Consider the following 23,642-nt stretch of genomic DNA (forward strand, 5'->3'; position numbering starts at 1 on the left):
CCGGTTGACTTTGGTCAACCATAGGCCACTATTGCGGTCAATGACAGGCGGGAAGCGCCGGCGCTAAGCTGGTGGCTGATTCCGCACCCCTGGTGGCAGCTTTGGACGCAACGCGCGACATCATCCATTTTTCACACGCCAACGGTTTTCCGGCCGGCAGCTACCGCAAGCTGCTGGGCGATCTGGCGCGCGATTTCGAGGTCGGCTTCATCGAGACGATCGGGCACGACCCGCGCTACCCGGTCACCGATGGCTGGCCGCACCTGATCGAGCAGCTCATCGATACCCTGGAGACGCGCTACGACCGGCCGGTGATCGGCGTGGGCCACTCGCTCGGGGGATTTCTGACCTTCCTGACTGCGGTGCAGCGGCCGGACCTGTTCAAGGCGGTGATCCTGCTCGACTCGCCCATCCTGGGCCGACTCAAGTCGGCGGGGCTGGCGCTGGGCAAGCGTTTCGGCTTCATGGAGCGCATCACGCCGGCCGGGGTGTGCCGCACGCGGCGGGCGGAGTGGGCATCGGTGGAAGAGGCCCACGATTATTTCCGCGCCAAGCCGCTATTCCGCCATTTCGATGCGGATTGCCTGCGTGACTATGTGGAACACGGCACGGTGCCGACTGCGCAGGGGGTGCGCCTCAAGTTCGACCCCGGCATCGAATACTGGATCTATTGCCATCTGCCCCACACCTACCCGCGCTACCGGCATCAGCTCAAGGTGCCGGCGGCCTTCATGGGCGGCCGGCATTCGCACCTGGTGCACGCGCTCGACATCGCCAACATGCAGCGCCACCATGGCATCCGCTGCACGCGCGTGGACGGCAGCCACCTGTTCCCGATGGAGTACCCGGAATTGACGGCCGCTACCATCCGCCGGCTGCTGGCCGAGATGCTGGCGCCGGCAGCCGGCGCGCGGGCCGGCTCAGTCGGCTGAGTCGGCCCACTCGAAGCGGGCGCGCTTCACATTGCAGAGGATTTCGTAGGAGATGGTGCCGGCGCGCTTGGCGACGGCATCGACCGGCACGGTCTCGCCCCACAGCTCGACCTCGCTGCCGACATGGGCATCGGGCAGCTCGGTCAGGTCGACTGCCAGCATGTCCATCGACACGCGGCCCAAGAGGCGCGTCAGCCGGCCATCGACAGCTACCGGCGTGCCGGTGCCGGCCAGGCGCGGGTAGCCGTCGGCATAGCCGCAGGCCACGGTGCCGACGCGCATCGGCTTGTCGGCGACGAAAGTTCCGCCATAGCCGACGGCCTCGCCGACCGGCAGCTCACGCACCGAGATCAGCCGGCTCATGAGCCGCATCACCGGCCGCAGGCCCAGCTCGGCCGCTGAGCGCTCGGCGAATGGCGACGAGCCGTAGAGCAGGATGCCGGCGCGGCCCCAGTCGCGGTGGGCGCGCGGATGGGCGAGGATGCCGGCCGAATTGGACAGGCTGGCTTCGAGCCCCGTGCCGCGCGTGGCCTGGTCGAAGCATTCGATCTGGTGTTCGGTGGTTGGCAGGTCGAGCTCGTCCGCGCTGGCGAAATGGCTCATCCAGTGCAGTTCACCAACCTTGCCGCTGGCTGCGAGCCGCTCGCGCATCGCTTGCGCCTCTGCCGGCAGGAGCCCCAGCCGGTGCATGCCGGTATCGAGCTTGAGCCAGGCATTGAGCGGCCTGGCTACCGGCGTGGCTTCGATCATTGCCACCTGTTCCGGTGTGGAGACGGCGAGCCATAGATCGTGCTCGTTGACCAGTGCGAGCTCGCCCGCTTCGAACACGCCTTCGAGCAGCAAGATCGGCTTCTGAATGCCGGCCTCGCGCAGCTGCAGCGCCTCTTCGATGCAGGCCACGGCAAAGCCATCGGCCTCGCCCATCAGCGCACGGGCGCAGGGCACGGCGCCATGGCCATAGGCATTGGCCTTGACCACGGCAAGCACGCGCCCGGCGTGATGGCGCCGGGCCACGCGGTAGTTGTGGCGCAAGGCGCCGAGATCGACGATGACGCGTGCTGGTCTCATGTTTCGGTCTTGATCGGGGATGGGGAGGGGCCGGCCGTTGCGGCCCGTCAGATACCGGCGCTATCGCACCGGCGAGGTGGATGCTGCCGCGGTCCAGGCCGCGGCAGCCATGTTACCAGAGCCTAGCGGCTTTCCATCGCGTGCGCGGGCTGCAATTTTGCCGGCGCAGCCTGGCTGGTCTTGCGATAGCGCGCCATCGACAGGCCGTCGCTGCTGATTTCCGGCGTGCGGCCGGTGATCAGGTCGGCCAGCAGGCGGCCCGAGCCGCAAGCCATGGTCCAGCCCAGCGTGCCGTGGCCGGTGTTGAGCGACAGGTTGGCATACGGCGTGGCGCCGATGATCGGCGTGCCGTCCGGCGTCATCGGGCGCAGGCCGGTCCAGAAGGTTGCGGCTGCGATGTCGCCCCCCCCCGGGAACAGGTCGTTGCACACCATTTCGAGCGTTGCACGGCGTTTCGGGTTCAGGCTCAGGTCGTAGCCCGACAGCTCGGCCATGCCGCCGACGCGGATACGGTTGTCGAAGCGCGTCAGCGCGATCTTGTAGGTCTCGTCGAGCACGGTCGAGACCGGGGTGCGGGCTTCGTCGCGCACCGGGATGGTCAGCGAATAGCCCTTCACCGGGTAGACCGGCAGATCGAGGCCCAGCCTGGAGACGAGCTGGGGCGAGTAGCTGCCGAGCGCGACGACGTAATGGTCGGCCTTGAGCACGACATCGCCGACACGCACGCCGGTGATGCGGCGGCTATCGCTCATCAGCTCGTCGATGTCCACACCCCAGCGGAAATCCACGCCCAGCTCGGCCGCCATGCGCGCGAGCTCGGTGGTGAACAGCTGGCAGTCGCCGGTTTCGTCGTTGGGCAGGCGCAGGCCGCCGGCGATCTTGTCGCGCACGGCCTTGAGCGCCGGCTCGGCCTTGGCGCAGCCGTCGCGGTCGAGCACTTCGAACGGCACGCCGCACTCCTTGAGCACCGCGATGTCCTTGGCGGCGCCATCGACCTGCTCCTGCGAGCGGAAGATCTGCAGCGTGCCCTGGCTGCGGCCCTCGTAGCCGATGCCGGTGTCGGCACGCAGCTGGCGGATGACATCGCGGCTGTATTCGGCGAGCCGCATCATGCGGCCCTTGTTCTCGTGGTAGCGCGGCTCGTTGCAGTTAGCCAGCATCGCCAGCATCCACTTGAGCTGGCGCAGCGTGCCGTCAGGGCGGATCGCCAGCGGGGCGTGCTGCTGGAACAGCCATTTGATCGCCTTCAGCGGAATGCCGGGCGCCGCCCACGGCGCGGCGTAGCCGGGCGAGATCTGGCCCGCGTTGGCAAAGCTGGTCTCGAGTGCCGGGCCGGGCTGACGCTCGACGACGGTGACCTCGCACCCTGCCTTGGCCAGGAAATACGCGCTGCTCACGCCAATCACACCACCACCAAGAACCAGAACCTTCATGTCGCCGACTCCGCTAAAAACCATACAGTGATAAGGCGTAGTATATTGATGATGTGTTGGTGTTATTTGCCAATGATGCGTGTTGATTTGGTTGAAATGCTGGAAAAATTGTTTTAATGGAGTGAAAAATGAGAACTCGCCATATCGGCGTCAGGGAACTCGACCGCTTCGACCGCAAGATCCTGCGCATCCTGCAGCACGAGGGCCGCATCCCGATCACCGAGCTGGCCGAACGAGTGGGCCTGTCCGCCACGCCGTGCAGCGAGCGCGTCAAGCGGCTGGAGCGCGACGGCACCATCATGGGCTACTACGCGCGCCTCAACCCGGTCGCGATGGATGCGGCATTGCTGGTGTTCGTCGAGCTCAGGCTCGCCAGCAAATCGGACGAGATCTTCGAGGCTTTCAAGCGCGAGGTGCTCAAGCTGCCCGAGATCATGGAGTGCCATCTCGTCTCCGGCGATTTCGACTACCTGATCAAGGCGCGCATCGCCGATATGTCGCTCTATCGCAAGCTGCTCGGCGACATCCTGCTGCGCCTGCCGGGTGCCACCGAGTCGCGCAGCTATGTGGTGATGGAAGAGGTGAAGGAAGGCCTGGAGCTGCCGATCGCCGACTGAGGCCGGCCGCCGCAGCGCGCGCTCAGGCCAGCAGCTCGAAGCCGAACAGCTGCACCAGGCGGCCGTTTTCCGGCGTGCTGCCGAACACATCGCTGATCGAGTGGAAGAAGTGATGGCGATAGAACACCAGCCGGTTGAAGCGCATCGGCACTTCCAGCAGGGGCTGCCAGCCTTCGCGCCGCGCCTTCAGTCGATTGAATTCGGCGACCTGCCCACGCGGCAGCCAGCGGTGCTGGAAGGACTGGAACGAGGCATAGCCGGCCGCCCCGACCTGCTGCTGCGTCGGCCGTTGCTCCCAGCCCGTCTGCTGATGGCGCCAGAACGTCGTGCCGCCCTGGCAATGCTCGGGCAGGCTCAGGTAGAGCACCGCCGCGAACTGGTTGAAGGCGCTGCCGCGCTCGTTGTCGACATGAATGTCGGTGCGCGCGACCGAATCCGCGAGGCTGACGCGGAACACGCCGTTGTCCGGCGAGCGCCATTTGATCGGCTGGCCCAGTGCGCTGGCGATGCGTTCCATGATGGCCTGGCAGGGCTGGCCCACCGTTTGCAGGCCCGGATAGTTCTGCCCGGCGTAGCGTGATGCCTCGAAATCGAGGGCCAGGGCCTGCTCGCGGTAGGCTAGCGGGTCGATGAGCAGGTCGTCGATGATGTGCAGGTCGCTTGCTTCTTGGAAGCCGTCGATGTCAGCCTGGCTGGCAAGGCCGGACGAGGGAATGTCGCCGAATCGCAGCCGGCTGCTGGGGGGCGTGTTCGCCGCCGGCCGCGCAAAACCGAGGTTCGAGCGCTCGCGCAGCGCGGGTTGGCGCCGCACGGCTTCGTGCCAGCTGGCGACGGCTGCCTCCAGCCGGTTGCCGCGATATTGCTGCTCGGCCAGTTGCGCGAGCAGCCCGGTATTGGCCGGCGCGGCCGCATGGGCGGCTTCGAGCCAGCTCAGCGCCTGCTCATCCATGCCCTGGGCCTGCGCTAGGCCGGCGGCGGCACTGAGCGCGGCCGTGTCGCCCGGCGCGAGGGCGATCACGCGGCGGTATTCATCCAGCGCATCGAGTGGCGCACCCGAGCTGGCCAGCGCCTGCGCCAGGTTGAAGGCATGGCCGCGATGCCCGGGGCTGCGCGCGCAGGCTTCGCGCATCAGCGCAATGCCGGCCTGCGGCTGGCCCAGTTGGAACAGCGCGAGCCCCTGGTAAGCCTGCGCGTCGGCGTGGCCCGGTGTCAGGCGCAGCGCCTGCTGGTAGGCGCCGATGGCATCGGCGGCGCGGCCCTCGCGGTGCGCCGCCAGGCCGAGTTCGATCCAGTGGCGTGAGCGGTCTGCGGCGGGGCTCGCGGCCCCGTTGCTCGATGCTGCCTGACGTCGTTTCTTTTCACCCATGATCGGCCCTGGCTGGTTTGGCGTGGCCATTCTGCCATGGGGCCGCACGGGCTGGAATCGGTGGCGCTACCGAGGCGCGGGCAGACGGGAATCGTGGGCGATGCCGTCGGCGACGGTCGGGTAGCGCGGCACCCAGCGCAGCCCCTTGCGCGCGCGCAGGTTCGACAGCCGCCGCGATTCATCCATGAACGACAGCATTGCCGGCGACAGCTGCTGCGCGGCCTGCTCGCGCGGCAGCCGTGGCGGGCGCGGCAGGCCGAGGTGGTCCGCCACCGCGTCGAAATAGTCGGCCATCCTGAGGCGGTCGTCGTCCACTACGTTGTAGACGCGCCCGTTGCGGCCACGGTACAGCGCGGCCACGGCGGCACGGGCCAGGTCGTCGGCGTGGACGTGGTTGGTATAGCCGTCCTCGGCGGCCAGCAGGGCCGGCAATCCGGCGCGGATGCGCGCCTCGGGCAGGCGGCCGGCGGTATAGATGCCGGGCACGCGCAGGATGCTGACGATGGCCCCGCTGCGCCGGCCGAAAGCGCGGATCTGCCGCTCGGCATCGACCCGGCGTCGGGCGCGATCGGTGCTTGGGCGCGGGGTGCGGGTTTCGTCCACCCAGGCGCCGCCACAATCGCCGTAGACGCCGCTGGTGCTGATGTAGACCAGCCGCTGTGGTAAAATCTCGCCTTTTGTCAACGCGTTAAGCAGGCGGCCCGTGCGTGGGTCGCGGGTGCCCTGATTGGGCGGCGGCGCGAAGTGCAGCACGCAGTCGGCAAGGCCGGCGAGGCGGCCCAGGCTGGCCGGCGCATCGAGATCGCCGATGACGGGCACGATGCCCGCGGCGCGCAGCTGCGCGGCTTTGGCCGGATCGCGGATCAAGCCCAGCACGCGCTGGCGTGGGGGCAGCAGGGCGGCGACGCGCAGGGCGATGTCGCCGCAGCCGATGATGAGAATGCGTTGCATGGGCTACAGTTTAAATGAGTTCGCGCGGCCCGCGCCGCGCCGAAGTAAGGATCAGTGAAACATGTCGTTTAAGGTCACCGTCAAGCCGAGCGGTCACGAGTTTGTCGTCAACGAGGGCGAAACCATCCTGGAGGCCGCGCTGCGTGAGAGCGTCATGCTGCCCTACGGCTGCCGCAACGGCGCGTGCGGTGCCTGCAAGGGTCGCGTGCTCGATGGTCGCGTGAGCCACACCAGCTATGCCGAGAGCAGCCTGACGGCAGCCGAACTGGCCAGCGGCATCAGCCTGTTGTGCAGCGCCCGGCCGGAAACCGACGTGGTGATCGAGAGTAAGGAAATCGGCGCCATCAAGGACATCCAGGTCAAGAACCTGCCCTGCCGTGTCGAAAAGATCGAGAAGGTGTCGCACAACGTCGCTGTGCTCTACCTGAAGCTGCCGGTGAACGAGCGCCTGCAGTTCCTCGCCGGCCAGTACATCGACATCGTGATGAAGGACGGCAAGCGCCGCAGCTTCAGCCTGGCCAACGCGCCGCACGATGACGGCTTCCTGCAGCTGCACATCCGCCATGTCGCGGGCGGGACCTTCTCCGAGCATGTGTTCCACACCATGAAGCCCAAGGAAATCCTGCGCTTCCAGGGCCCGCTAGGCAGCTTCTTCCTGCGCGAGGAGTCCGCCAAGCCTGTCGTCTTCGTGGCCAGCGGCACCGGCTTTGCGCCGGTCAAGGGCATCGTCGAGCACATGATCCGGCACGACATCAAGCGCCCGACGACGATCTACTGGGGCGCCTACAACCTGTCCGACATCTATATGCACGAGTTGCCGCAGCAGTGGGCCAAGGATCACCCGCACATCCGGTACGTGCCGGTGCTCTCCGATCCGCTGCCGGCAGACAACTGGGCCGGCCGGACCGGCTTCGTCCATGTGGCCGTGGCCGAGGACATCGCCGATTTCGGCAACTATCAGGTCTATGCCTGCGGCGCCCCGGTGATGGTGGAGGCCGCCCACAAGGCATTCACCGCGCAGGGGCTGGACGAGGGCGAGTTCTTCTCCGATGCGTTCTTCCTGTCGAAAGACCTGAAGCCGGCGGGGCAATGAATGCGAAAAGCGGCAAAATCTTGCCGCTTTTTTTAAGTCCATATATTCTCGTTTGTCATAATCGGGGTCGGGTCTGTGCTCCGACTCGAATCTGACCAAACTATTGAGGAGATGGGTGTTGAAGCTGCAACCGGATGATGGGTATATAGGGCTGGCGGAGAATCACGAGTGGAGCAAGCGCTTCATGGTGCTCCAGTTCGAGGGTGGGGGTATTTCGCTGATCCCCCACGGCTTCTTCACCACCTGGCTCGATGCCGAGCCGAACTTCGGCTCCTGCCCGTTTGGCCGCTGTTCCGGCTTTGGCACCGGCTCCAGGGTCAAGTATGACAACGATCAACAGAAGCTGGTCGTCGGGCGCTTCGTCAGCGCCGGGCAGAACGTCAAGATCGTGCTGAACGGCCAGCACGAGATCCGCACCATTTCCTCCTACCTTTTCGGGCTGGCCGGCCTGCAGCAGTCTAATGTGCCCATCCTCGGCGACGTGGTGCTCGGCAACGATCTGTGGATCGGCGACGAGGCGATGATCCTGGGCGGGGCGAATATCGGCTCGGGCTGCGTGGTGGGCGCCCGCGCGCTGGTGACGCAGAACCAGGTGCTGGAGCCTTACGGCATCTACGCCGGCACGCCGGCGCGGCTGGTGCGCTTCCGTTTCTCCGAGCGCGTGCGCGAGCTGTTGCTGCAGCTGCAATGGTGGGACAAGCCGCTGTCGTGGGTGAAACAGCACAACGACAAATTCCTGACCTTCCTCACCGAGGACGAAGGCCGCGCGATCGAGATACTCAACGAGCTGATCGCAAGCAAGCACTCGGCGCAGAGCCCCTACGCCAGCCTGTCGCAGTTCGGTTTCCGGCAGACCTGGAAAGGCTGAACTCAGGATTCGGCGGGCTCTGCCGGCGGCTTGTCCGCTTCCGGGTCGAGCTCGCTTGGCACCGGCAGTTGATCGGGGGCCGTGGGCTGGTTGCCGCCATAGGTCTGGTAGTGGCGTAGCTGGTAGACGTAGGCCAGCACCTCGGCCGCGGCGGTATAGAGCTTGGCGGGGATTTCCTGGCCCAGCTCGGCGTGGAAGTAGAGTGCGCGGGCAAACGGCGGTGTGCGCAGGATGGCGACCTTGTGCTCGCGCGCGAGCTCGATGATGCGCTCGGCCAAGAGGTGCGAGCCCTTGGCCACGACCTGCGGCGCCGTCATCTTGCCGCTCTGGTATTTGATCGCCACCGCATAGTGGGTCGGGTTGGTGACGATCACGTCGGCCTTCGGCACCTCCTGCATCATGCGCTTGCGTGCCGCCTCGCGCTGCATGGCGCGGATACGGCCCTTGATGTGCGGGTCGCCTTCCGATTCCTTCGATTCCTGCCGGATTTCCTCCTTGGTCATGCGCAGGCTGCGGTGATAGTTCCACAGCTGGAAGGGGACATCGATCGCCACCAGCAACAGCATCGAGCCGACCACCACCTCCATGGTGTAGGCGATCAGCTGGCCGGTGTGGGCGAAACCGGAAAACGGCGATTCACCGATCAGGGCGAGGATTTCGCCACGCTCGCGCCAGATGACCCAGCCGGCCACGCCGCCGATCAGCATCGACTTGAGCACCGCCTTGACCATCTCGGCCAGCGCCTGCACCGAGAACATGCGCTGGATGCCGGGCAGCGGGTTCAGCTTGTCGAACTTGGGGCTGATCGGCTCCAGCGTGAACAGCCAGCCGCCCATCATCAATGGTGCGAGAATCGCGGCGATCGTCACCGCGACGAGAAACGGCGTGAACACCGTCAGCGCATCGGCGCAGATGCGGTAGAACGCCTCCAGCATATTGTGTGGATCGGCCAGCAGCTTGCGATCGAGCGTCAAGCCGTCGCGCATGATGCGCTCGAGCTCGCCGATGAACTGCGGGCCCATCAATACCAGTGTGGCAACACCGGTCATCACCACGGCAAAGGTCGACAACTCGCGCGAGCGGGCGATATTGCCCCGCTGGCGCGCTTCTTCGAGCCGTCGTGGTGACGCGGGTTCGGATTTTTCGAGGTCGCTATCTTCTGCCATGGCGGGCATGGGGGCCGATCAAGGCTGCCAGTGTAGCCGAATGACGGGCCGCGCGCCGCGCTGGCTGGGGCCGCGGCCACGGCAGGGGGCTCGCGTCGGCGGCGGTGCCATCATTGGATGCCCGGCGGCAGCCCCGCACGCGGGCACAAAGTTTCACCGGTGAAACTTGTCGTACATCGGCAGAGCCCTGTTCGTAGCGATACGAGCCTTTACGCTTGCGGCGGGCGGGCGGGCTGGCTGGTTGGTGAGCAGACGCGGCTGGATGGGCTCCCGCACGCTGGCATCCAGGCCGGCGCCCGGGCGCCAGCGCCAGAACGCTGCCGGATCAATGGCTTGCCCTGGCCGCGCAAGACAGTCCCGGTAAAATCGGCTACCATCCGCCGGTTCAGTGTATCCATCAAGGAGTAGCGGGGCTGCCATGCATCCCCGGATATGAGTAGTCAGATAGGTCTCGTTTTTCTCGCTTTCGTCCTCGTTTTTCTCAACGGCTTCTTTGTCGCGGCCGAATTTGGTCTGGTCAAGCTGCGCCAGACCCGCGTCAAGGCCATCGCCAAGACCTATGGCTGGCGTGGCCGCATTCTTGCCGAGGTGCATAGCCGCCTCGATGCCTATCTTTCCGCCTGCCAGCTCGGCATCACGCTGGCTTCGCTCGGCCTGGGCTGGGTCGGCGAGCCGGCCTTCGCCCGGCTTTTGGAGCCCGTCTTCGACTGGCTGCAGGTTGGCAACGAGAAGCTTGCCCACGGCATCGCCTTCTTCGTCGCCTTTTTCATCATTTCGTTCCTGCACATCGTGGTCGGCGAGCTCGCGCCGAAGTCGATGGCGATCCGCATGTCCGAACGTGTCGGCCTGTGGACGGCTGTCCCGCTGTACGCGTTCTACTGGGCCATGTACCCGGCCATCTGGGCGCTCAACACGAGCTCCAACTGGGTGCTCAAGCTGTTGCGCCTCGATGAGGAGGGCAGCCACGAAGCGCACTATTCGCCGGACGAGCTCAAGCTGATCCTGCGCGGCTCGCGCGAGAACGACCAGTACACCAACGAGGACTGGCGTGTGCTGGCGCAGGCGCTCGATTTCCGCGACTACGAGGTGGCGGACCTGATGCGCCCGATCAGCGAAATGGTGGCGCTGAAAGCTGAGGACGGCATCGAAGCCAATCTCGACCTGATGGTGCAGAACCGCTACAGCCGCTACCCCTATCTCGGTACGGACGGCGAGGTGAAGGGCATCGTGCACCTGAAGGATGTGTTCTTCGCGTTGCAGAAAGGCACGCTGCCCGACTCGCTGGATGCCTTGCTGCGCCCGGCCCAGATCATTTCGCCATCGATGCCGGCGCTCGAATTGTTCCGCCGCTTCCGCGAAGGAGCGCCGCATTTTGCTGTGGTGACCTACAAGGATGGCCAGCCGCTGGGCTTCGTTACGCTCGACAACCTGCTGTCGGCGCTGGTCGGCGAGATCCGCGACGAATTCCGCCACACGCAGAACGAATGGACGCAGCTCGACGATGGCTCGCTGATCGGCAAGGGCAGCCTGCCGATCTACACGCTGGAGCGGGCGCTCGGCATCGATATCGAGCCCGAGGAAGAAGATGCCGCTGATACGGTGGGCGGCCTGGTGATGTGGAAGCTGCGCGAGCTGCCGAAGGAAGGCGACCGCATCGAGTTCGAGCAGTTCGATGTCGTGGTCAAGCGCATGAAGGGGCCGCGCATCCTGATGGTCCGGGTCTATCCGAAAGACGACGCGGATATGCTGCACTGAGGTGCAGGGCCCAACGAAAAAGCCGGCTTTCGCCGGCTTTTTTCATGCGGCGAGGCATGGCGTTACGCGCCACCCGCGATGAAGGTGCGGTAGGCCTTTGCCGTCTCGGCGGGCCTTTCCACCATCGGCACATGGCCGACGCCAGGCAGGATGACCGCCCGGGTTTCCACCTGTTTCAGCCCCTGCTGCAGCACCGGCACGCTGGATATGTCGATTACGCGGTCCTGGTCGCCCCAGACGATCAGCGTGCGTGCCTTGATCTTCGGCAGCTCGCCCTCCAGCGGCAGGCGCTGCGACCACAGCTCGTCGAAGATCTTGCGGTTGAACGCGCTGTTGCCATAGGCCTTCTGCGCCAGGTAATCCTTGAAGAAGCCAGGGATGTAGGGCGGGTCGGCGAAGATCAGCTGCAGGAAATCGTCGAACCGGGCCGGGTCGTCGATGATCAGGCGATTGCTGCCGCCGTCGAGAATCTGCTTGAGCACCGGCGACAGCGTCGGGCTGTTGATGCCGGCGGCGTCGAACAGCGCGAGGCTCTTCACTCGCTCGGGGTAGGTGGCGGCGAACCAGGCGGCGATATAGCCGCCCATCGAGTTGCCGCCGATATGGACCTTGTCGATGCCCTTCTGGTCGAGCAGCAGGCGCACGCGCTCGACCTGCTGCCGCACGCCGTAAGAGGCCGCCGGCAAGCGGCTGGATTCGCCAAAGCCCGGCAGGTCGGGTGCGATCACATGGTAGTCGTCGGTAAGGTGGCGCGAAAAGCGCGTCCAGTTGTCGGCGTCGCCACCGAAGCCGTGCAGCATGACGACGGTTTCGCCGCTGCCGCCTTCGAGGTAATAGACGGTATGGCCGTCGATCTCGGCATGGTTGCGGTCGAGCCCGGACAGCGTGCGTTCGAAGCCGATGGCGGCATGGACGGTCTGCTCGGTGGAGCAGCCCGCCAATTCGAACAGGCTCAGGGAGAGCAGCAGGATGGCGAGGAAGCGCGACATGGCTTTGTCCGACAGTTGTAATGTCGGCATTGTAATGGCGCTTGGCGGTCTTGTGTCGGCCGACGTTGTATCCTGGCCGGCCTTCAACCGCTGCCGCCAGCCTTGGTGCCAGGCTGCCAGCCATCCTGGCGACGTCGGCACGACGAGGTGATGCCGTGCCGGGTCAGCCCTTGCGCGTCGCGACACGGGCCGGCATGGCCTTGGTCTCGAGTTCGCGCACATGCGGGATCAGCTTGTTGACCGAATCCAGGAAGGCGGCCGAGATCACCTTACCCTCGTTGGTGTTGCTCCAGCCCGCCATGCCGGCTCCGCCCGCGGCGCCGATCATCAGGCCGGCGGTGCCGAGATCGGTGGCGCGCGACGAGCCCTCGGCGCTGGCCAGCTGCTCGGTGGTCTGCGCATCGGTCAGCGTCAGCACCACCTGAGCCTCCTTGAATTTGACCTTGTCGGCCAGGCCGGCAAACTGCCCGATGACCGGGATGCGCGCGAGGATGCCCTCCAGGCCGCCGCCGGCATTCTGTTCGGAAAACACCAGGGTGGGTGTCAGCACATATTGCGCTTCGAGCACATTGCCGCGCGGGTTTACCGTGCTGTCCTTGCGCGTCAGGCCGGATTCCTGCAATTCCAATTCCTGCTTGGTGCCTTTCAGGCCAAGATTGCGGTCGACCACGCGGAAGCAGCCGCTCTGTTGCAACATCAGGCGAACCAGCGGCACCGGCGATTCGGGCAGATTGCCGCGGCCACTGCTGTAGGTATAGCCGTTCGGGTTCTCGACCACGCCCACCGTGGCTACCGCCGCATCGCACTTCTCGATCTTGCGCGTCTCGCCCGATGCGCTTTTCTGCCCGGCGCTGCCTGTCACCAGGCCGCCGGCGTTGCCGGTCTCGATACCGCCGGGCTTGCATCCGGCGAGGGCCATCACGGCGAGAATTGGCAGCAGACGGGTACTTGGGCTCATGGCGGGAAACTTATGTCATTTGGATGGGCGCTTATCTTAACCGATGACATGCGGGCAGGCGAGCGGCCCCGGGTAAGTAATGCTTAGTGCGGTTTCGGCGTAGGGGGGCATGGCGATGAGCCACGATTTCGCCAACAAGCCTGTGCATGTCCACGCCAAGCTGGCGGGCTGGCTGTTGATGGCGGCCATGGGCGTGTGCTAGCGGGGCGTACCGTCGCACGCGCCGCCGGCGGCGGCCCATTTCAGGCGGCATAACGCCGGCCTGTCGCTTTTGCCGGGGGGCTATCTGGTCCACCATGGGCTCGCTCACGCCGGCGCTCGGTTTCGCCCTGTTTGCCGTCAACGCCTGGAAGAATGCCGACACCGGACGCCGCGGCGAAATACGCTGGCCCGAGCAGACGCTGAAAATGCGGGGCGATGCTGGCATGCAGGTGCCCAGCGTCGAGCCTGGATATATCCGCCCGGCTACAGTTCTGCGGTCGGGATTTTTCATTCCGGCGATCGCCGCGATCGCCCCGCCTTGCCTGGCTCTCAGCCATCTTGCCTACTGCCGATTTGGCTGTGTCGACGATTATATTTTCCTGTATAAAGAAATTAGCTACCCACCCGCTGCCAGGGCCTGCCGACCGGCAAGGGGCGGGTGGCAGTATTGCGCTACCTGCATGGATGCGGGACAAGACAACAAGCTGGACAACTATTTCATGGCGCAAGCGACACAGCCGAAGCAAGTCGGGCGATATCAGATCATCAAGTTGCTGGGCAAGGGCGGGCAGGGTGCCGTCTATTTCGCCCATGACCCCAAGCTGCAGCGCCCGGTAGCGCTGAAGACCGTCCGCCTTGACCGGCAGAGCCCGGAAGCGAAAGAGGCGTTGCTGATCGAGGCGCGCACCGTGAGCCAGGTGCAGCACCGTAATATCGTCACGCTGTACGACGTGATCGAGCAGGACGACTCGCTCTACCTGGTATTCGAATATGTCGAGGGGCAGCCGCTGTCCCAGCTCCTGCGCGGTGGCCAATCGCTGGCGCCCGAGCGCGCGGTGGAGATCGCCCTGCAGGTGCTCGATGGGCTCGCCTACGCCCACGGCAAGAACATCATTCATTGCGACATCAAGCCCGCCAACATCATGATCGACGCGCAAGGCGTGGCGCGCATCATGGACTTCGGCATCGCGCGGAGGAGCGGCGACCGCAGCGAGCCATTGAACGGAACCGTGGCCTACATGGCGCCCGAGACGATAGAGGGCCAGGCGCAGGGCAAGGCGGTCGATGTGTTCGCGATGGGCATGGTGCTGTACGAGATGCTGGCGGGGCGCCCGCCCGTGTCCGGCGACAATGCGTTCAGACTGATGCATGCGATCGCCAACGAGCGCTTCCAGTCGCCCTCGGCGCTCAACCACGAGGTTGACGAAGCGTTGGATGGCATCGTCATGCGCGCGCTGCTCAAATCGCCCGACGACCGCTACCACAACGCCGACGACATGCGCACCGCGCTCAAGCAGTACGCGGAACCGAGCAGTGCCGAGGAGGAGGTCGTCGACGCCAGCCAGAGCACGCTGGAATTCCTGCTGCGGCGCATCCGCCTGAAGAATGACTTCCCCGCGCTGTCTCAGTCCATCAGCGCCATCAACAAGATCACCAACGCCGATTCGGAAAGCCTGCACGCGCTGTCCGCGGTCATCCTCAAGGATTTCTCGCTGACCAACAAGCTCCTGCGGCTGGTCAACTCGGCGGTGTACGGCCATTTCGGTGGCACGATCAGCACGATCTCGCGTGCGGTCATCATTCTCGGCTTCGAGACCGTGCGCAATCTGGCGATCACGCTGATCCTGTTCGAGCATCTGCAGAACAAGAGCCAGGCGCTGCAGCTGCGCGACGAGGTCATCCGCACCTTCTTCAACGGCCTGGTGGCGAAGCAGATCGAGCACAAGCTCGGTGGGCGCGGGGCGGAGGAAAGCTTCATCTGCGCCATGTTCCACAATCTGGGCCGGCTGCTGGCGCATTTCTATCTGTACGACGAGGCGATGGAGATCCGCCGCCGCGTACAGGCCGAGGAGATGAGCGAGCCATCGGCCGAGATCGCGGTGCTCGGGCTGTCTTATGCCGAGCTGGGCATGGGCATCGCACGGGCCTGGAATTTCCCGGAGAAGATCGTCGAGAGCATGAAGCCGCCGGCCGATCATGTGCGCGCGCCGCAGAACCAGATGGAAAGGCTGCGTGCGGTCTCCGGCATGGCCAACGAGCTGACGCGCATCGCCACCGCGAGCCCGCCCAAGGAAAAGGCCAATCGGCTGTCCGCGCTGAGCCGGCGCTTCTCGTCCGCCTTGCCGCTGAGTGAAAGCGAGCTGACGCGGCTGGTCGACGAATCGATCAAGGAATTCATTAACGAGGCAGCACTGTTCGGTGTCAACTCGTCGCAGAGCGAGGCCCTGCGCAATGCGCGCGAATGGGCGGGGCTGCCGACCGCCAGCCGTGGCGCCAGCGACGAGCCGGCCGACACCATCGAGCGGCAAATCCTCGAGACTGAGGCCGTGGCCGCCGAGCTGATGCAGGAGCCCGACCGGCAAGATGCCAAGGCGGTGCTGTCGGCGGGTATCCAGGACATCACCAACTCGCTGGTCGACAATTACAACCTCAACGACCTGCTGCGCATCATTCTGGAAACCATGTATCGCGGCATGGGGTTCGACCGCGTGCTGCTGTGCACGCGCGATGTCCGCAGCAACGCACTGGCGGCCCGCATCGGCTTTGGCCCCAATATCGACATGATACTGAAGCGTTTCGTCATTCCGCTGGGCAAGTCGCAGGATGTGTTCCAGGTTGCGCTCGACCGGCAGGCCGACATCTTTCTCAACGACGTCAACCAGGAAAACATCCGCGACCGCATCCCGCAGTGGTACAAGGACGCGCTTGGCGCGCAGACCTTCATCCTGCTGCCGCTGATCATCGACAAGAAGATCATTGGCCTGTTCTATGGTGACAAGGCGCGTGCAGGGGAGCTCCACATCCCGCCGGCGGAGCTGAATCTGCTCAAGACCCTGCGCAATCAGGCTGTGCTCGCCATCCGCCAGAAACAGATGGGCTGACCTGGGTCGGCGCACGCCTGCGTCGGCCTTTCTCCTGATCCGTCAGCGACTTGGCGCCGCACCCGGCGCAACTTCCGTTCATCAATCCGTCATCTCGCTCAGGCAATCTTGGCCAATTGGATAATGCATTTGTGCGGTGCACAAAAGTATCTTGACATTAATAATGGGCCCACTAGAATTGAGTCATGGTGCGGTGCAATATCAAGTCGTTAGTCTTTTAATTTCAAGGAAAGAGGTGTGTCATGTTCGTAACTCCGGAAAAGCTCGCTGAGCTGAACGAAGCCAGCCTGACCAAGGCTCTGCGTGTATCCAACATTGCTCTGGCCGGCATCGAGCGCCTGGTCAGCCTGCAACTCGAAGTCACCAAGGAACTGCTGGCCGACAGCAGCGAATCCGCCAAGGCTGTAGCCAAGGTCAAGGACGTACAAGGCTTGAGCTCGCTGCAGGACACGCTGGCCAAGCCGTCGCTGGACAAGGCCTTTGGCGTTGCCAAGAGCTTCTACGATGCGGCTGCCAGCACCCAGGCCGAGTTTGCCAAGGTGATCGAGGAAGAAGTCGTTGCCGCCAACAAGAGCGTTGCCGGCCTGATCGACAACCTGCAGAAGTACGCACCGGCTGGTTCCGATGTTGCCATCAACGCGATCAAGACCGCCGTTGCCGCTGCGACCTCGGCCTACGACAACGTGACCAAGGCAGCTCAAAAGGTAACGACCGACCTGGCCGAAGCCGGTGTGGCTGCTGCTACCTCGTCGGCTAAGGCTGTTGGTGCCGCTGCTGCGCCGCGCAAGAAGCCTGCTGCCGCTGCTGATGCATAATCCAGCCAGGGCGGATGCCTGATCGCTGCGCACGGCGCGGCGTCGGACAAAGAAAAACGGGCTCCAACGGAGCCCGTTTTTATTACTTCCACATTCAGGATGCGAAACTGGGTTTTCCCCTACCCCAACCTGCCAGCTGAGCAGCCCCGATCGCACATCCCATGCTTGCCCATCCAGATCGTGCATGGTGGTCAAGTCGTTATGTTATAAATTTATAAAACACTAATATTCCAAAGTCAAGGACCTGTTCCGCTCACCGCCCAGGCTCTGGAATCGTGGCATAATCGCCGCCATGGTTTCCGTCGTACGTCCCATTTCTCCCACTGCTGCTGCCACCCTGGATCGCCAGGCTTTTCTGCAGCAACTGTCCGGTCAATACGCCGAGGCCGATCTCGACTTGCTCGATCGGGCGCTGGGCACCATTGCGCCGCTGTATGAAGGCCGCAGCATTGCCAGTACCGGCGAGGCGTTGCTGCCCCATGCGATCGGCACCGCAGCCATCGTGGCGCAGCTCAAGCTCGATGCCGAGGCCGTGGCTGCTGCCCTGCTGTTTGCCTGGCCCGATTATGTGGCGGACTGGCGCGAGCCGTGCGAGCAGCGCTTCGGCACCACGATCACGCATCTGGTCGAGGGGGTGGGGCGGGTGCGCAAGATACAGGAGCTGCAGAAGCTCGATCATCCGGAGCTCAAGGCGGAAGAGCGCCATGCCCAGGCTGAGGCGCTGCGCAAGATGCTGCTGGCCATGGTGGAGGACATCCGCGCGGTGCTGGTGAAGCTCGCCTGGCGCACGCAGACCATGCATTACCTGTCCGAGGTGGATGCCGACACGGCCCGCCGCGTGGCGCGCGAGACGCTCGACGTATTCGCGCCGCTCGCCAACCGGCTTGGCGTGTGGCAGATCAAGTGGGAACTGGAGGATCTGGCCTTCCGCTTTCTCGAGCCGCAGCTGTACAAGAAGATTGCCAAGCTGCTCGACGAAAAGCGCCTCGACCGCGAGCAGTTCATCGCCGACGTGCTGCGCATCCTGCGCGGCGAACTCCAGGCGCTGGGCATCCACGGCGAGGTTAGCGGCCGTCCCAAGCACATCTACAGCATCTACAAGAAGATGCAGAAGAAGCACCTCGACTTTTCCGAGGTGTACGATGTGCGCGCGGTGCGTGTGCTGGTTGATGACATCAAGGACTGCTACACCGTGCTCGGCATCGTGCACAACCTGTGGCAGCCGATTCCCGGCGAGTTCGACGACTACATCGCGCATCCCAAGGGCAATTTCTACCGCTCGCTGCATACCGCCGTGGTGGGGCCGAACGACAAGGCGCTCGAAGTGCAGATCCGCACCTACGACATGCACAAGCATGCCGAGCTCGGCGTGGCGGCACACTGGCGCTACAAGGAGGGCGGCAAGCAGGACCCGAAATACGAAGAGAAGATCGCCTGGCTCAGGCAGATTCTCGAATGGCGCGACGAGGTCAGCGATGCCAGCGATCTCGCCCAGCAATTCAAGACGGAGCTGTTCCAGGACACGGTCTACGTGCTGACGCCGCAAGGCCGCGTGATCGCGCTGCCCAAGGGGGCCACGCCGGTCGATTTCGCTTATCACGTGCACACCGATCTGGGCCACCGCTGCCGCGGCGCCAAGGTGAACGGCAAGATCGTGCCGCTCGATACCACGCTCGAGAACGGCCAGCGCATCGAGATCATGGCAGCGAAGCAGGGGGGGCCAAGCGTGGATTGGCTGCACCGCGGCTTCCTCAAGAGCCCGCGCGCGATCAACAAGGTGCGCGCCTGGATCCGTGCGCAGAATACCGACATCGCCGTTGCCGAAGGGCGCCAGGTGTTCGAGCGTGAGGCTGCGCGGCTCGGGCTGCTCAATGTGAATGTCGAGCAGGTGGCCCAGCGGCTCGATTTTGACGATACCGAAGAGTTCTTCAAGGCACTTGGTCACGATGACATCGGCCTGCGTCAGCTTGCCAGTGCGTTGCAGACAGTAGTGGCGCCCGAGCCGGCGCCTGCCGTCGAGGCGGCCGACCTGGTGCGGCAGCCCAAGGTGCAGAAGCATGGCCAGGGGGTGCTCGTCGTCGGTGTCGACAAGCTGATGACCGTGCTCGCCAAGTGCTGCAAGCCCGTGCCGCCGGATGAGGTGGTCGGCTTCGTCACGCGTGGGCGCGGCATCAGCATCCACCGCAGCAACTGCCTCACGCTCAAGCGGCTCTCCGCCAACGCGCCGGAGCGCCTGCTGGAGGCAAGCTGGGGCGCGTCGGGCGGCAGTGTCTTCTCGGTCGATATCGAGGTGGAGGCGCACGACCGCCAGAGCCTGCTGCGCGACGTGTCGGATGCCATCATGCGCGACAAGGTCAATATCACCGGGGCGAACACGCTGTCGAAAGACCAGCGCGCTTTCATGCGCTTTACCGTCGAGGTCAACAATGCGGAACAGCTGCGCCACCTGCTGCACCTGATCCTCGATGTGCCGGGCGTGATCCGCGCATCAAGGCGTTGAATCGTAGGTAAAAATACTGGGGCGTGATGGCTTTCCTGCTTGGCAGTTTCACGGGATTCTTGCTATATTAGCGACGATTAATTTAACGGCAGGAGGAGAAGATGAACGTCAACGGTTTGAAGAGTTACAACTCCGCCATGTCGCAGGCCCTGACCCAATCCACACGGCAGATTTTCGACGATGTGCGCAAGAGTGCCGATTCGGTCGACAACAAGAAGCAGCAGCTGGCCGACCAGAGCCTGAAGAGCGTACAGGATCAGAACTCGCGTGCCGAACAGCGTAGCCGGCTGATCGATACCTACGCCTGAAGCCGCGCCCGTTTTGAATGCCGCAGAGCCCGCCCATGCGGGCTCTGCGCATTTTGGCGCTTGCCGCGGGCGGCGGTGCTATCTTGGAGATTGATCCCATCCCGCATCAAGCTGGCCGCATTGCATGCCCATGCCGCCAGCCTTCGCCGGCGTGTTGCGGCGAGTGCGCGCCAGCCCCCGTGGAGCGGATTGTTTGCCAGTCAGCCAGGAGCCAATATGTCCAAGCGAACCGAAACCGACTCGATGGGGGCGATCGAGGTCCCTGCCGATCGCTACTGGGGGGCGCAAACCCAGCGCTCCATCGAACATTTTCCGATCGGCGTTGCACGCTTTCGCTGGCGGCGCCCCATCATCCGCGCGCTCGGCATCCTCAAGCAGGCCGCAGCGCAGGCCAACGCCGAGCTGGGTGAGCTGCCCGCCGAGCTGGCGGGCTATATCGTCCGTGCCGCCGGCGAGGTAATCGACGGCCGCCTCGATGGCCATTTTCCGCTGGTGGTGTTCCAGACTGGCTCGGGCACCCAGTCGAACATGAATGCCAACGAGGTGATCGCCAATCGCGCCATCGAGCTGGCCGGCGGCGTGATCGGCTCGAAGCAGCCCATTCATCCGAACGACCACGTCAACCGCAGCCAGTCGTCCAACGACACCTTCCCCACCGCGATGCACATTGCCGTTGCGGAATGCCTGCATGGCCAGCTGCTGCCGGCAGTGGGCGGCTTGCGCGATACGCTGGCGGACAAGTCCGATGCCTACCGGGACCTCGTCAAGACGGGGCGAACCCATCTGCAGGATGCCACCCCGGTTACCCTCGGGCAGGAAATCGGCGCCTGGGTGGCACAGCTCGATTTCGCGCTGGATGGGGTCAGGCAGGCCTTGCCCGGCATTTACGAGTTGGCGATCGGCGGCACGGCGGTCGGGACGGGGCTCAACGCCCATCCGCAATTTGGCGAGCGTGCGGCGGCCCACATCGCGGCGCTGACGCAGCTGCCGTTCCGCGCCGCGGCGAACAAGTTCTTCGCCTTGTCGGCGCATGATGCGCTGGTGCAACTGTCGGCCTCGCTGCGCCTGCTCGCGAGCAGCCTGATGAAGATGGCGAACGACGTGCGCTGGCTTGCCAGCGGCCCCCGTTGCGGCATCGGTGAGCTGCTGATCCCCGAAAACGAGCCGGGCTCGTCGATCATGCCCGGCAAGGTCAACCCGACACAGTGCGAGGCGCTGACCATGGTCTGCGTGCAGGTGTTCGGCAACGATGCCGCCGTTGCTTTCGCCGGCAGCCAGGGGCATTTCCAGCTCAATGTGTTCAAGCCGGTGATGGTGCACAACGTGCTGGAGAGCATCGAGCTGCTGTCCGACGCCTGCCGGGCCTTCAACCGCTATTGCGCCGCGGGTATCGAGCCTAATCGGGCCAGGATTGCCGACAACCTCGAGCGCAACCTGATGCTGGTGACGGCTCTGAATCGCCATATCGGCTATGACAAGGCCGCCAGTATTGCCAAGCAGGCAAACCAGCAGGGGCTGACGCTGAAGGAGGCGGCGCTGCGCTCCGGCTACGTCAGTGCGGTGCAATACGCGCAATGGATCGTACCGCTCGACATGACCCATCCGGGGTAACAGGAAGGCCCCATGCCTTGCCTGCCGGGGCTGGGAGGCGGGAAATCTACATCAGCAGTTCATGGAACGCTGTTTGTTGCAGTGCGGCAACTCGTGTAGCATGACATGTGAATTACTAAATATAAAAAAAATTATCCGGATGGAAAGAGTGATGGGTAGTTGCATTCAACGGATAACACAGGGAGTTTACATGTCCAAGTTCGCATTTTTTGCCACTGCCGGGCTGGTGCTGGCCAGCCTGTCCGCTGCTGTCAGCGCCAATACCAACCTGGTGCAGAACGGCAGCTTCGAGGCGCAGAACATCAACGGCAAGCACGATGTACTCGAACTCTTCGCCGACACCAAGGAAATCAGGCAGACCGACGGCTGGGCTGCCGGCCACCAGACAGCCCACGGCTGGAAAAGGGATGAGATCCACCTGTATCGCGACGGCCTGTTCTCGACGGCTGCCGATGGCCGCCAGTATGTCGGGCTGGGCGAACTGCTCAACGTCGACGGCATCAGCCAGTCGCTGGCGACCAACGCCGGCAGCTTCTATTCGCTGAGCTTCGCGCTGAACACGCATTGGCTGGCGCTCAACCCGCTGCATTCCCTGCAGGTCAGCTTTGGCGATTCGTTCTCCGCGCTGGTGCAGAAGAGCCCGCTGCTCAACCTCAGCGGTGACTGGCAGACCTTCACCTTCGATCACCTGCGCGCCAGCAGCGCCAGCACCTTGCTGTCGTTCAACAATGTGGGCGGCCGGGTGTATCTCGATAACGTCAGCGTGATCGCTGCGCCGGTGCCGGAGCCGCAAACCTGGGCCATGCTCGCCGCTGGCCTGGGCGTGGTGATGGTGGGCATTCGTCGTCGGGCCAACGTTCAGTAAGCTGCCGCAGCAAGCAAAAAGGCCGGGTGACCCCGGCCTTTTTGCTTTTCTGGCGCGCCGTCAGCCAAGCAGGCTGGCGTAAGACAGGAAAGGGATAGTGTCGCCGCGTGCGATCGCCCGGCCCGGTGCGACGTCGATCAGGCCATCTGCCCAGCTGCACGAGGTCAGCACGCCCGAGCCCTGGTTGGGGAACAGCGATGCTTCGAGCCCGCCGCCGGCCGTCGGTGTGAGTTGTACGCGCAGGAACTCGCGCCGCTTGTCCGGCTTGATCCAGTCGAAACCGGCCGTGACCGGCATGGCCGGGGCTGCGGTGGCGTCGGCCCCCTGGCGTTGCAGGATGAACGGGCGCACGAACAGCAGGAAGGTGATGAAGCTCGACACCGGGTTGCCAGGCAGGCCGACGAATGGTGTCTGTGCCACCCGGCCGAAGGCCAGTGGCTTGCCCGGCTTCATGGCGATCTTCCACAGTTCGAGCGCACCCTCGGCCTCGACGGCGGCCTTGACGTGATCCTCCTCGCCCACCGATACGCCGCCGCAGGTCAGCACCAGGTCGTGGGCATCGGCGGCAGTCCGCAAGGCGGCGCGCGTGGCCGCCAGATCGTCGCGCACGATGCCGAGATCGGTTACGTCGCAGCCCAGGCTGTCCAGCAGGCCGCGTAGTACATAACGATTGGAGTTGTAGATCTGGCTGGGGCCGAGATCGTTGCCCGGCATCACCAGCTCGTCGCCAGTGAAGAACACTGCGACCTTGAGCCGGCGCACGACGGCCATGCTGGCGATGCCGACGGATGCCGCCAGCCCCAGGTCCTGCGGCTTCAGTCGGCTGCCCGCGTGCAGGATGGCGCTGCCGGCGCGGATATCCTCGCCGCTGCGGCGTATGTTCTGCCCGGACCTGGGCGGGGTGTCGAAGCGCACCATCTCGCCCTCTACCGTTGCGAGCTCCTGCATGACCACGGCGTCGCAGCCCGGTGGGATGGGCGCCCCGGTAAAGATGCGCGCGGCACAGCCGGGCTGGAGTGGCTCGCCGGTGTGGCCGGCCGGGATGCGCTGCGAGACCCGCAGCGGGGCGCCGCCGGCCAGGTCCGCCAGGCGGATGGCGTAGCCATCCATGGCGCTGTTGTCGTGTGGCGGCACATTGTGCGGGGAGATCAGGTCGCGGGCCAGAATGCGGCCCGTGGCCAGCTCGGTCGCGACGGTCTCGTGCTCGGTGAGGGGCGCGGCGCCGTTGAGCAGCTGGCTCAGGGCGTCGTCGACGGACATCATG

General features: G+C 64.7%; 19 protein-coding genes. 11 read left to right on the top strand and 8 right to left on the bottom strand.

What is annotated here, in order from left to right; all coding sequences use genetic code 11:
* Window positions 1–101 precede the first annotated feature (101 nt).
* A complete protein-coding gene (locus ABWL39_RS09255; protein ID WP_367789495.1) occupies window positions 102–932 on the top strand; it encodes an alpha/beta fold hydrolase in 831 nt (276 codons plus the stop codon).
* Here ABWL39_RS09255 and alr read toward each other — a convergent pair.
* Together alr and ABWL39_RS09265 are read right to left on the bottom strand one after the other, a co-directional pair.
* Complete coding sequence (gene alr / locus ABWL39_RS09260; protein ID WP_367789498.1) at window positions 921–2,000, bottom strand: alanine racemase; 1,080 nt, start codon at window positions 1,998–2,000, stop codon at window positions 921–923. The two genes, ABWL39_RS09255 and alr, sit on opposite strands and share 12 nt — an antisense overlap.
* A gap of 122 nt (window positions 2,001–2,122) precedes the next feature.
* A complete protein-coding gene (locus ABWL39_RS09265) occupies window positions 2,123–3,433 on the bottom strand; it encodes a D-amino acid dehydrogenase (RefSeq protein WP_367789502.1) in 1,311 nt (436 codons plus the stop codon).
* 128 nt (window positions 3,434–3,561) lie between these two features.
* Here ABWL39_RS09265 and ABWL39_RS09270 point away from each other — a divergent pair, with 128 nt between their 5' ends.
* The gene (locus ABWL39_RS09270) at window positions 3,562–4,050 is read left to right on the top strand and encodes an Lrp/AsnC ligand binding domain-containing protein (RefSeq protein ID WP_367789504.1); all 489 of its coding nucleotides are present in this window, start codon (window positions 3,562–3,564) and stop codon (window positions 4,048–4,050) included.
* A gap of 22 nt (window positions 4,051–4,072) precedes the next feature.
* Here the strand turns inward: ABWL39_RS09270 and ABWL39_RS09275 are convergent, their stop codons facing one another.
* On the bottom strand, window positions 4,073–5,416 hold the full coding sequence (locus ABWL39_RS09275) for a DUF6445 family protein (RefSeq protein WP_367789507.1): 1,344 nt from the start codon (window positions 5,414–5,416) through the stop codon (window positions 4,073–4,075).
* Window positions 5,417–5,482: 66 nt separating this feature from the next.
* Window positions 5,483–6,367, bottom strand: coding sequence for an SDR family oxidoreductase (locus ABWL39_RS09280; protein WP_367789510.1), 885 nt, complete (start codon window positions 6,365–6,367; stop codon window positions 5,483–5,485).
* A 61-nt stretch (window positions 6,368–6,428) separates the two neighbouring features.
* On the opposite strand from ABWL39_RS09280, the gene ABWL39_RS09285 reads away from it, so the two are divergent.
* The gene (locus tag ABWL39_RS09285; protein WP_367789513.1) at window positions 6,429–7,460 is read left to right on the top strand and encodes a CDP-6-deoxy-delta-3,4-glucoseen reductase; all 1,032 of its coding nucleotides are present in this window, start codon (window positions 6,429–6,431) and stop codon (window positions 7,458–7,460) included.
* Window positions 7,461–7,578: 118 nt separating this feature from the next.
* Window positions 7,579–8,328: a CatB-related O-acetyltransferase gene (locus tag ABWL39_RS09290; RefSeq protein ID WP_367789516.1), complete on the top strand. Its 750-nt coding sequence runs from the start codon at window positions 7,579–7,581 to the stop codon at window positions 8,326–8,328.
* A gap of 2 nt (window positions 8,329–8,330) precedes the next feature.
* Here ABWL39_RS09290 and flhB read toward each other — a convergent pair whose 3' ends face one another.
* Window positions 8,331–9,503: a flagellar biosynthesis protein FlhB gene (gene flhB, locus ABWL39_RS09295; protein ID WP_367789519.1), complete on the bottom strand. Its 1,173-nt coding sequence runs from the start codon at window positions 9,501–9,503 to the stop codon at window positions 8,331–8,333.
* A gap of 423 nt (window positions 9,504–9,926) precedes the next feature.
* Here flhB and ABWL39_RS09300 point away from each other — a divergent pair, with 423 nt between their 5' ends.
* A complete protein-coding gene (locus ABWL39_RS09300) occupies window positions 9,927–11,249 on the top strand; it encodes a hemolysin family protein (protein ID WP_367789522.1) in 1,323 nt (440 codons plus the stop codon).
* A gap of 62 nt (window positions 11,250–11,311) precedes the next feature.
* Here ABWL39_RS09300 and ABWL39_RS09305 read toward each other — a convergent pair whose 3' ends face one another.
* Together ABWL39_RS09305 and ABWL39_RS09310 are read right to left on the bottom strand one after the other, a co-directional pair.
* Entirely contained in the window at window positions 11,312–12,238 is a 927-nt protein-coding gene (locus ABWL39_RS09305) for an alpha/beta fold hydrolase (protein ID WP_367789525.1), read from the bottom strand.
* A 163-nt stretch (window positions 12,239–12,401) separates the two neighbouring features.
* A complete protein-coding gene (locus tag ABWL39_RS09310) occupies window positions 12,402–13,196 on the bottom strand; it encodes a CsgG/HfaB family protein (protein WP_367789528.1) in 795 nt (264 codons plus the stop codon).
* A 662-nt stretch (window positions 13,197–13,858) separates the two neighbouring features.
* Here ABWL39_RS09310 and ABWL39_RS09315 point away from each other — a divergent pair.
* The 6 genes from ABWL39_RS09315 to ABWL39_RS09340 all read left to right on the top strand — a co-directional run bounded on the left by ABWL39_RS09315 (window position 13,859) and on the right by ABWL39_RS09340 (window position 22,378).
* Window positions 13,859–16,279, top strand: a complete 2,421-nt coding sequence (locus tag ABWL39_RS09315) for an HDOD domain-containing protein (protein WP_367789531.1) — start codon at window positions 13,859–13,861, stop codon at window positions 16,277–16,279.
* Window positions 16,280–16,521: 242 nt separating this feature from the next.
* Window positions 16,522–17,094, top strand: coding sequence for a phasin family protein (locus ABWL39_RS09320; protein WP_367789534.1), 573 nt, complete (start codon window positions 16,522–16,524; stop codon window positions 17,092–17,094).
* Between the two features lie 292 nt (window positions 17,095–17,386).
* Window positions 17,387–19,594 (top strand): bifunctional (p)ppGpp synthetase/guanosine-3',5'-bis(diphosphate) 3'-pyrophosphohydrolase, encoded by a 2,208-nt coding sequence (locus tag ABWL39_RS09325; RefSeq protein ID WP_367789537.1) that lies wholly within the window; start codon window positions 17,387–17,389, stop codon window positions 19,592–19,594.
* Window positions 19,595–19,695: 101 nt separating this feature from the next.
* Complete coding sequence (locus tag ABWL39_RS09330) at window positions 19,696–19,902, top strand: hypothetical protein (protein ID WP_367789540.1); 207 nt, start codon at window positions 19,696–19,698, stop codon at window positions 19,900–19,902.
* A gap of 216 nt (window positions 19,903–20,118) precedes the next feature.
* A complete protein-coding gene (fumC, locus tag ABWL39_RS09335) occupies window positions 20,119–21,513 on the top strand; it encodes a class II fumarate hydratase (protein WP_367789543.1) in 1,395 nt (464 codons plus the stop codon).
* A 190-nt stretch (window positions 21,514–21,703) separates the two neighbouring features.
* Window positions 21,704–22,378: a PEP-CTERM sorting domain-containing protein gene (locus tag ABWL39_RS09340; RefSeq protein ID WP_367789547.1), complete on the top strand. Its 675-nt coding sequence runs from the start codon at window positions 21,704–21,706 to the stop codon at window positions 22,376–22,378.
* Window positions 22,379–22,438: 60 nt separating this feature from the next.
* Here ABWL39_RS09340 and glp read toward each other — a convergent pair whose 3' ends face one another.
* Complete coding sequence (glp, locus tag ABWL39_RS09345) at window positions 22,439–23,641, bottom strand: gephyrin-like molybdotransferase Glp (RefSeq protein ID WP_367789550.1); 1,203 nt, start codon at window positions 23,639–23,641, stop codon at window positions 22,439–22,441.
* Window position 23,642 lies beyond the last annotated feature (1 nt).

It is taken from the genome of Chitinivorax sp. PXF-14, assembly GCF_040812015.1.
Classification (GTDB): Bacteria; Pseudomonadota; Gammaproteobacteria; order Burkholderiales; family SCOH01; genus JBFNXJ01.

Excerpts from the sequence above, each read along its gene's own strand:
- ABWL39_RS09280 (WP_367789510.1), bottom strand. The coding sequence starts at position 6,367 with ATGCAACGCATTCTCATCATCGGCTGCGGCGACATCGCCCTGCGCGTC.
- ABWL39_RS09340 (WP_367789547.1), top strand. The coding sequence starts at position 21,704 with ATGTCCAAGTTCGCATTTTTTGCCACTGCCGGGCTGGTGCTGGCCAGC.
- ABWL39_RS09265 (WP_367789502.1), bottom strand. The coding sequence starts at position 3,433 with ATGAAGGTTCTGGTTCTTGGTGGTGGTGTGATTGGCGTGAGCAGCGCG.
- ABWL39_RS09300 (WP_367789522.1), top strand. The coding sequence starts at position 9,927 with ATGAGTAGTCAGATAGGTCTCGTTTTTCTCGCTTTCGTCCTCGTTTTT.
- ABWL39_RS09275 (WP_367789507.1), bottom strand. The coding sequence starts at position 5,416 with ATGGGTGAAAAGAAACGACGTCAGGCAGCATCGAGCAACGGGGCCGCG.
- ABWL39_RS09270 (WP_367789504.1), top strand. The coding sequence starts at position 3,562 with ATGAGAACTCGCCATATCGGCGTCAGGGAACTCGACCGCTTCGACCGC.
- flhB (WP_367789519.1), bottom strand. The coding sequence starts at position 9,503 with ATGCCCGCCATGGCAGAAGATAGCGACCTCGAAAAATCCGAACCCGCG.
- glp (WP_367789550.1), bottom strand. The coding sequence starts at position 23,641 with ATGATGTCCGTCGACGACGCCCTGAGCCAGCTGCTCAACGGCGCCGCG.
- ABWL39_RS09325 (WP_367789537.1), top strand. The coding sequence starts at position 17,387 with ATGGTTTCCGTCGTACGTCCCATTTCTCCCACTGCTGCTGCCACCCTG.
- ABWL39_RS09315 (WP_367789531.1), top strand. The coding sequence starts at position 13,859 with ATGGATGCGGGACAAGACAACAAGCTGGACAACTATTTCATGGCGCAA.
- ABWL39_RS09285 (WP_367789513.1), top strand. The coding sequence starts at position 6,429 with ATGTCGTTTAAGGTCACCGTCAAGCCGAGCGGTCACGAGTTTGTCGTC.
- ABWL39_RS09305 (WP_367789525.1), bottom strand. The coding sequence starts at position 12,238 with ATGTCGCGCTTCCTCGCCATCCTGCTGCTCTCCCTGAGCCTGTTCGAA.
- ABWL39_RS09310 (WP_367789528.1), bottom strand. The coding sequence starts at position 13,196 with ATGAGCCCAAGTACCCGTCTGCTGCCAATTCTCGCCGTGATGGCCCTC.
- fumC (WP_367789543.1), top strand. The coding sequence starts at position 20,119 with ATGTCCAAGCGAACCGAAACCGACTCGATGGGGGCGATCGAGGTCCCT.
- ABWL39_RS09330 (WP_367789540.1), top strand. The coding sequence starts at position 19,696 with ATGAACGTCAACGGTTTGAAGAGTTACAACTCCGCCATGTCGCAGGCC.
- ABWL39_RS09320 (WP_367789534.1), top strand. The coding sequence starts at position 16,522 with ATGTTCGTAACTCCGGAAAAGCTCGCTGAGCTGAACGAAGCCAGCCTG.
- alr (WP_367789498.1), bottom strand. The coding sequence starts at position 2,000 with ATGAGACCAGCACGCGTCATCGTCGATCTCGGCGCCTTGCGCCACAAC.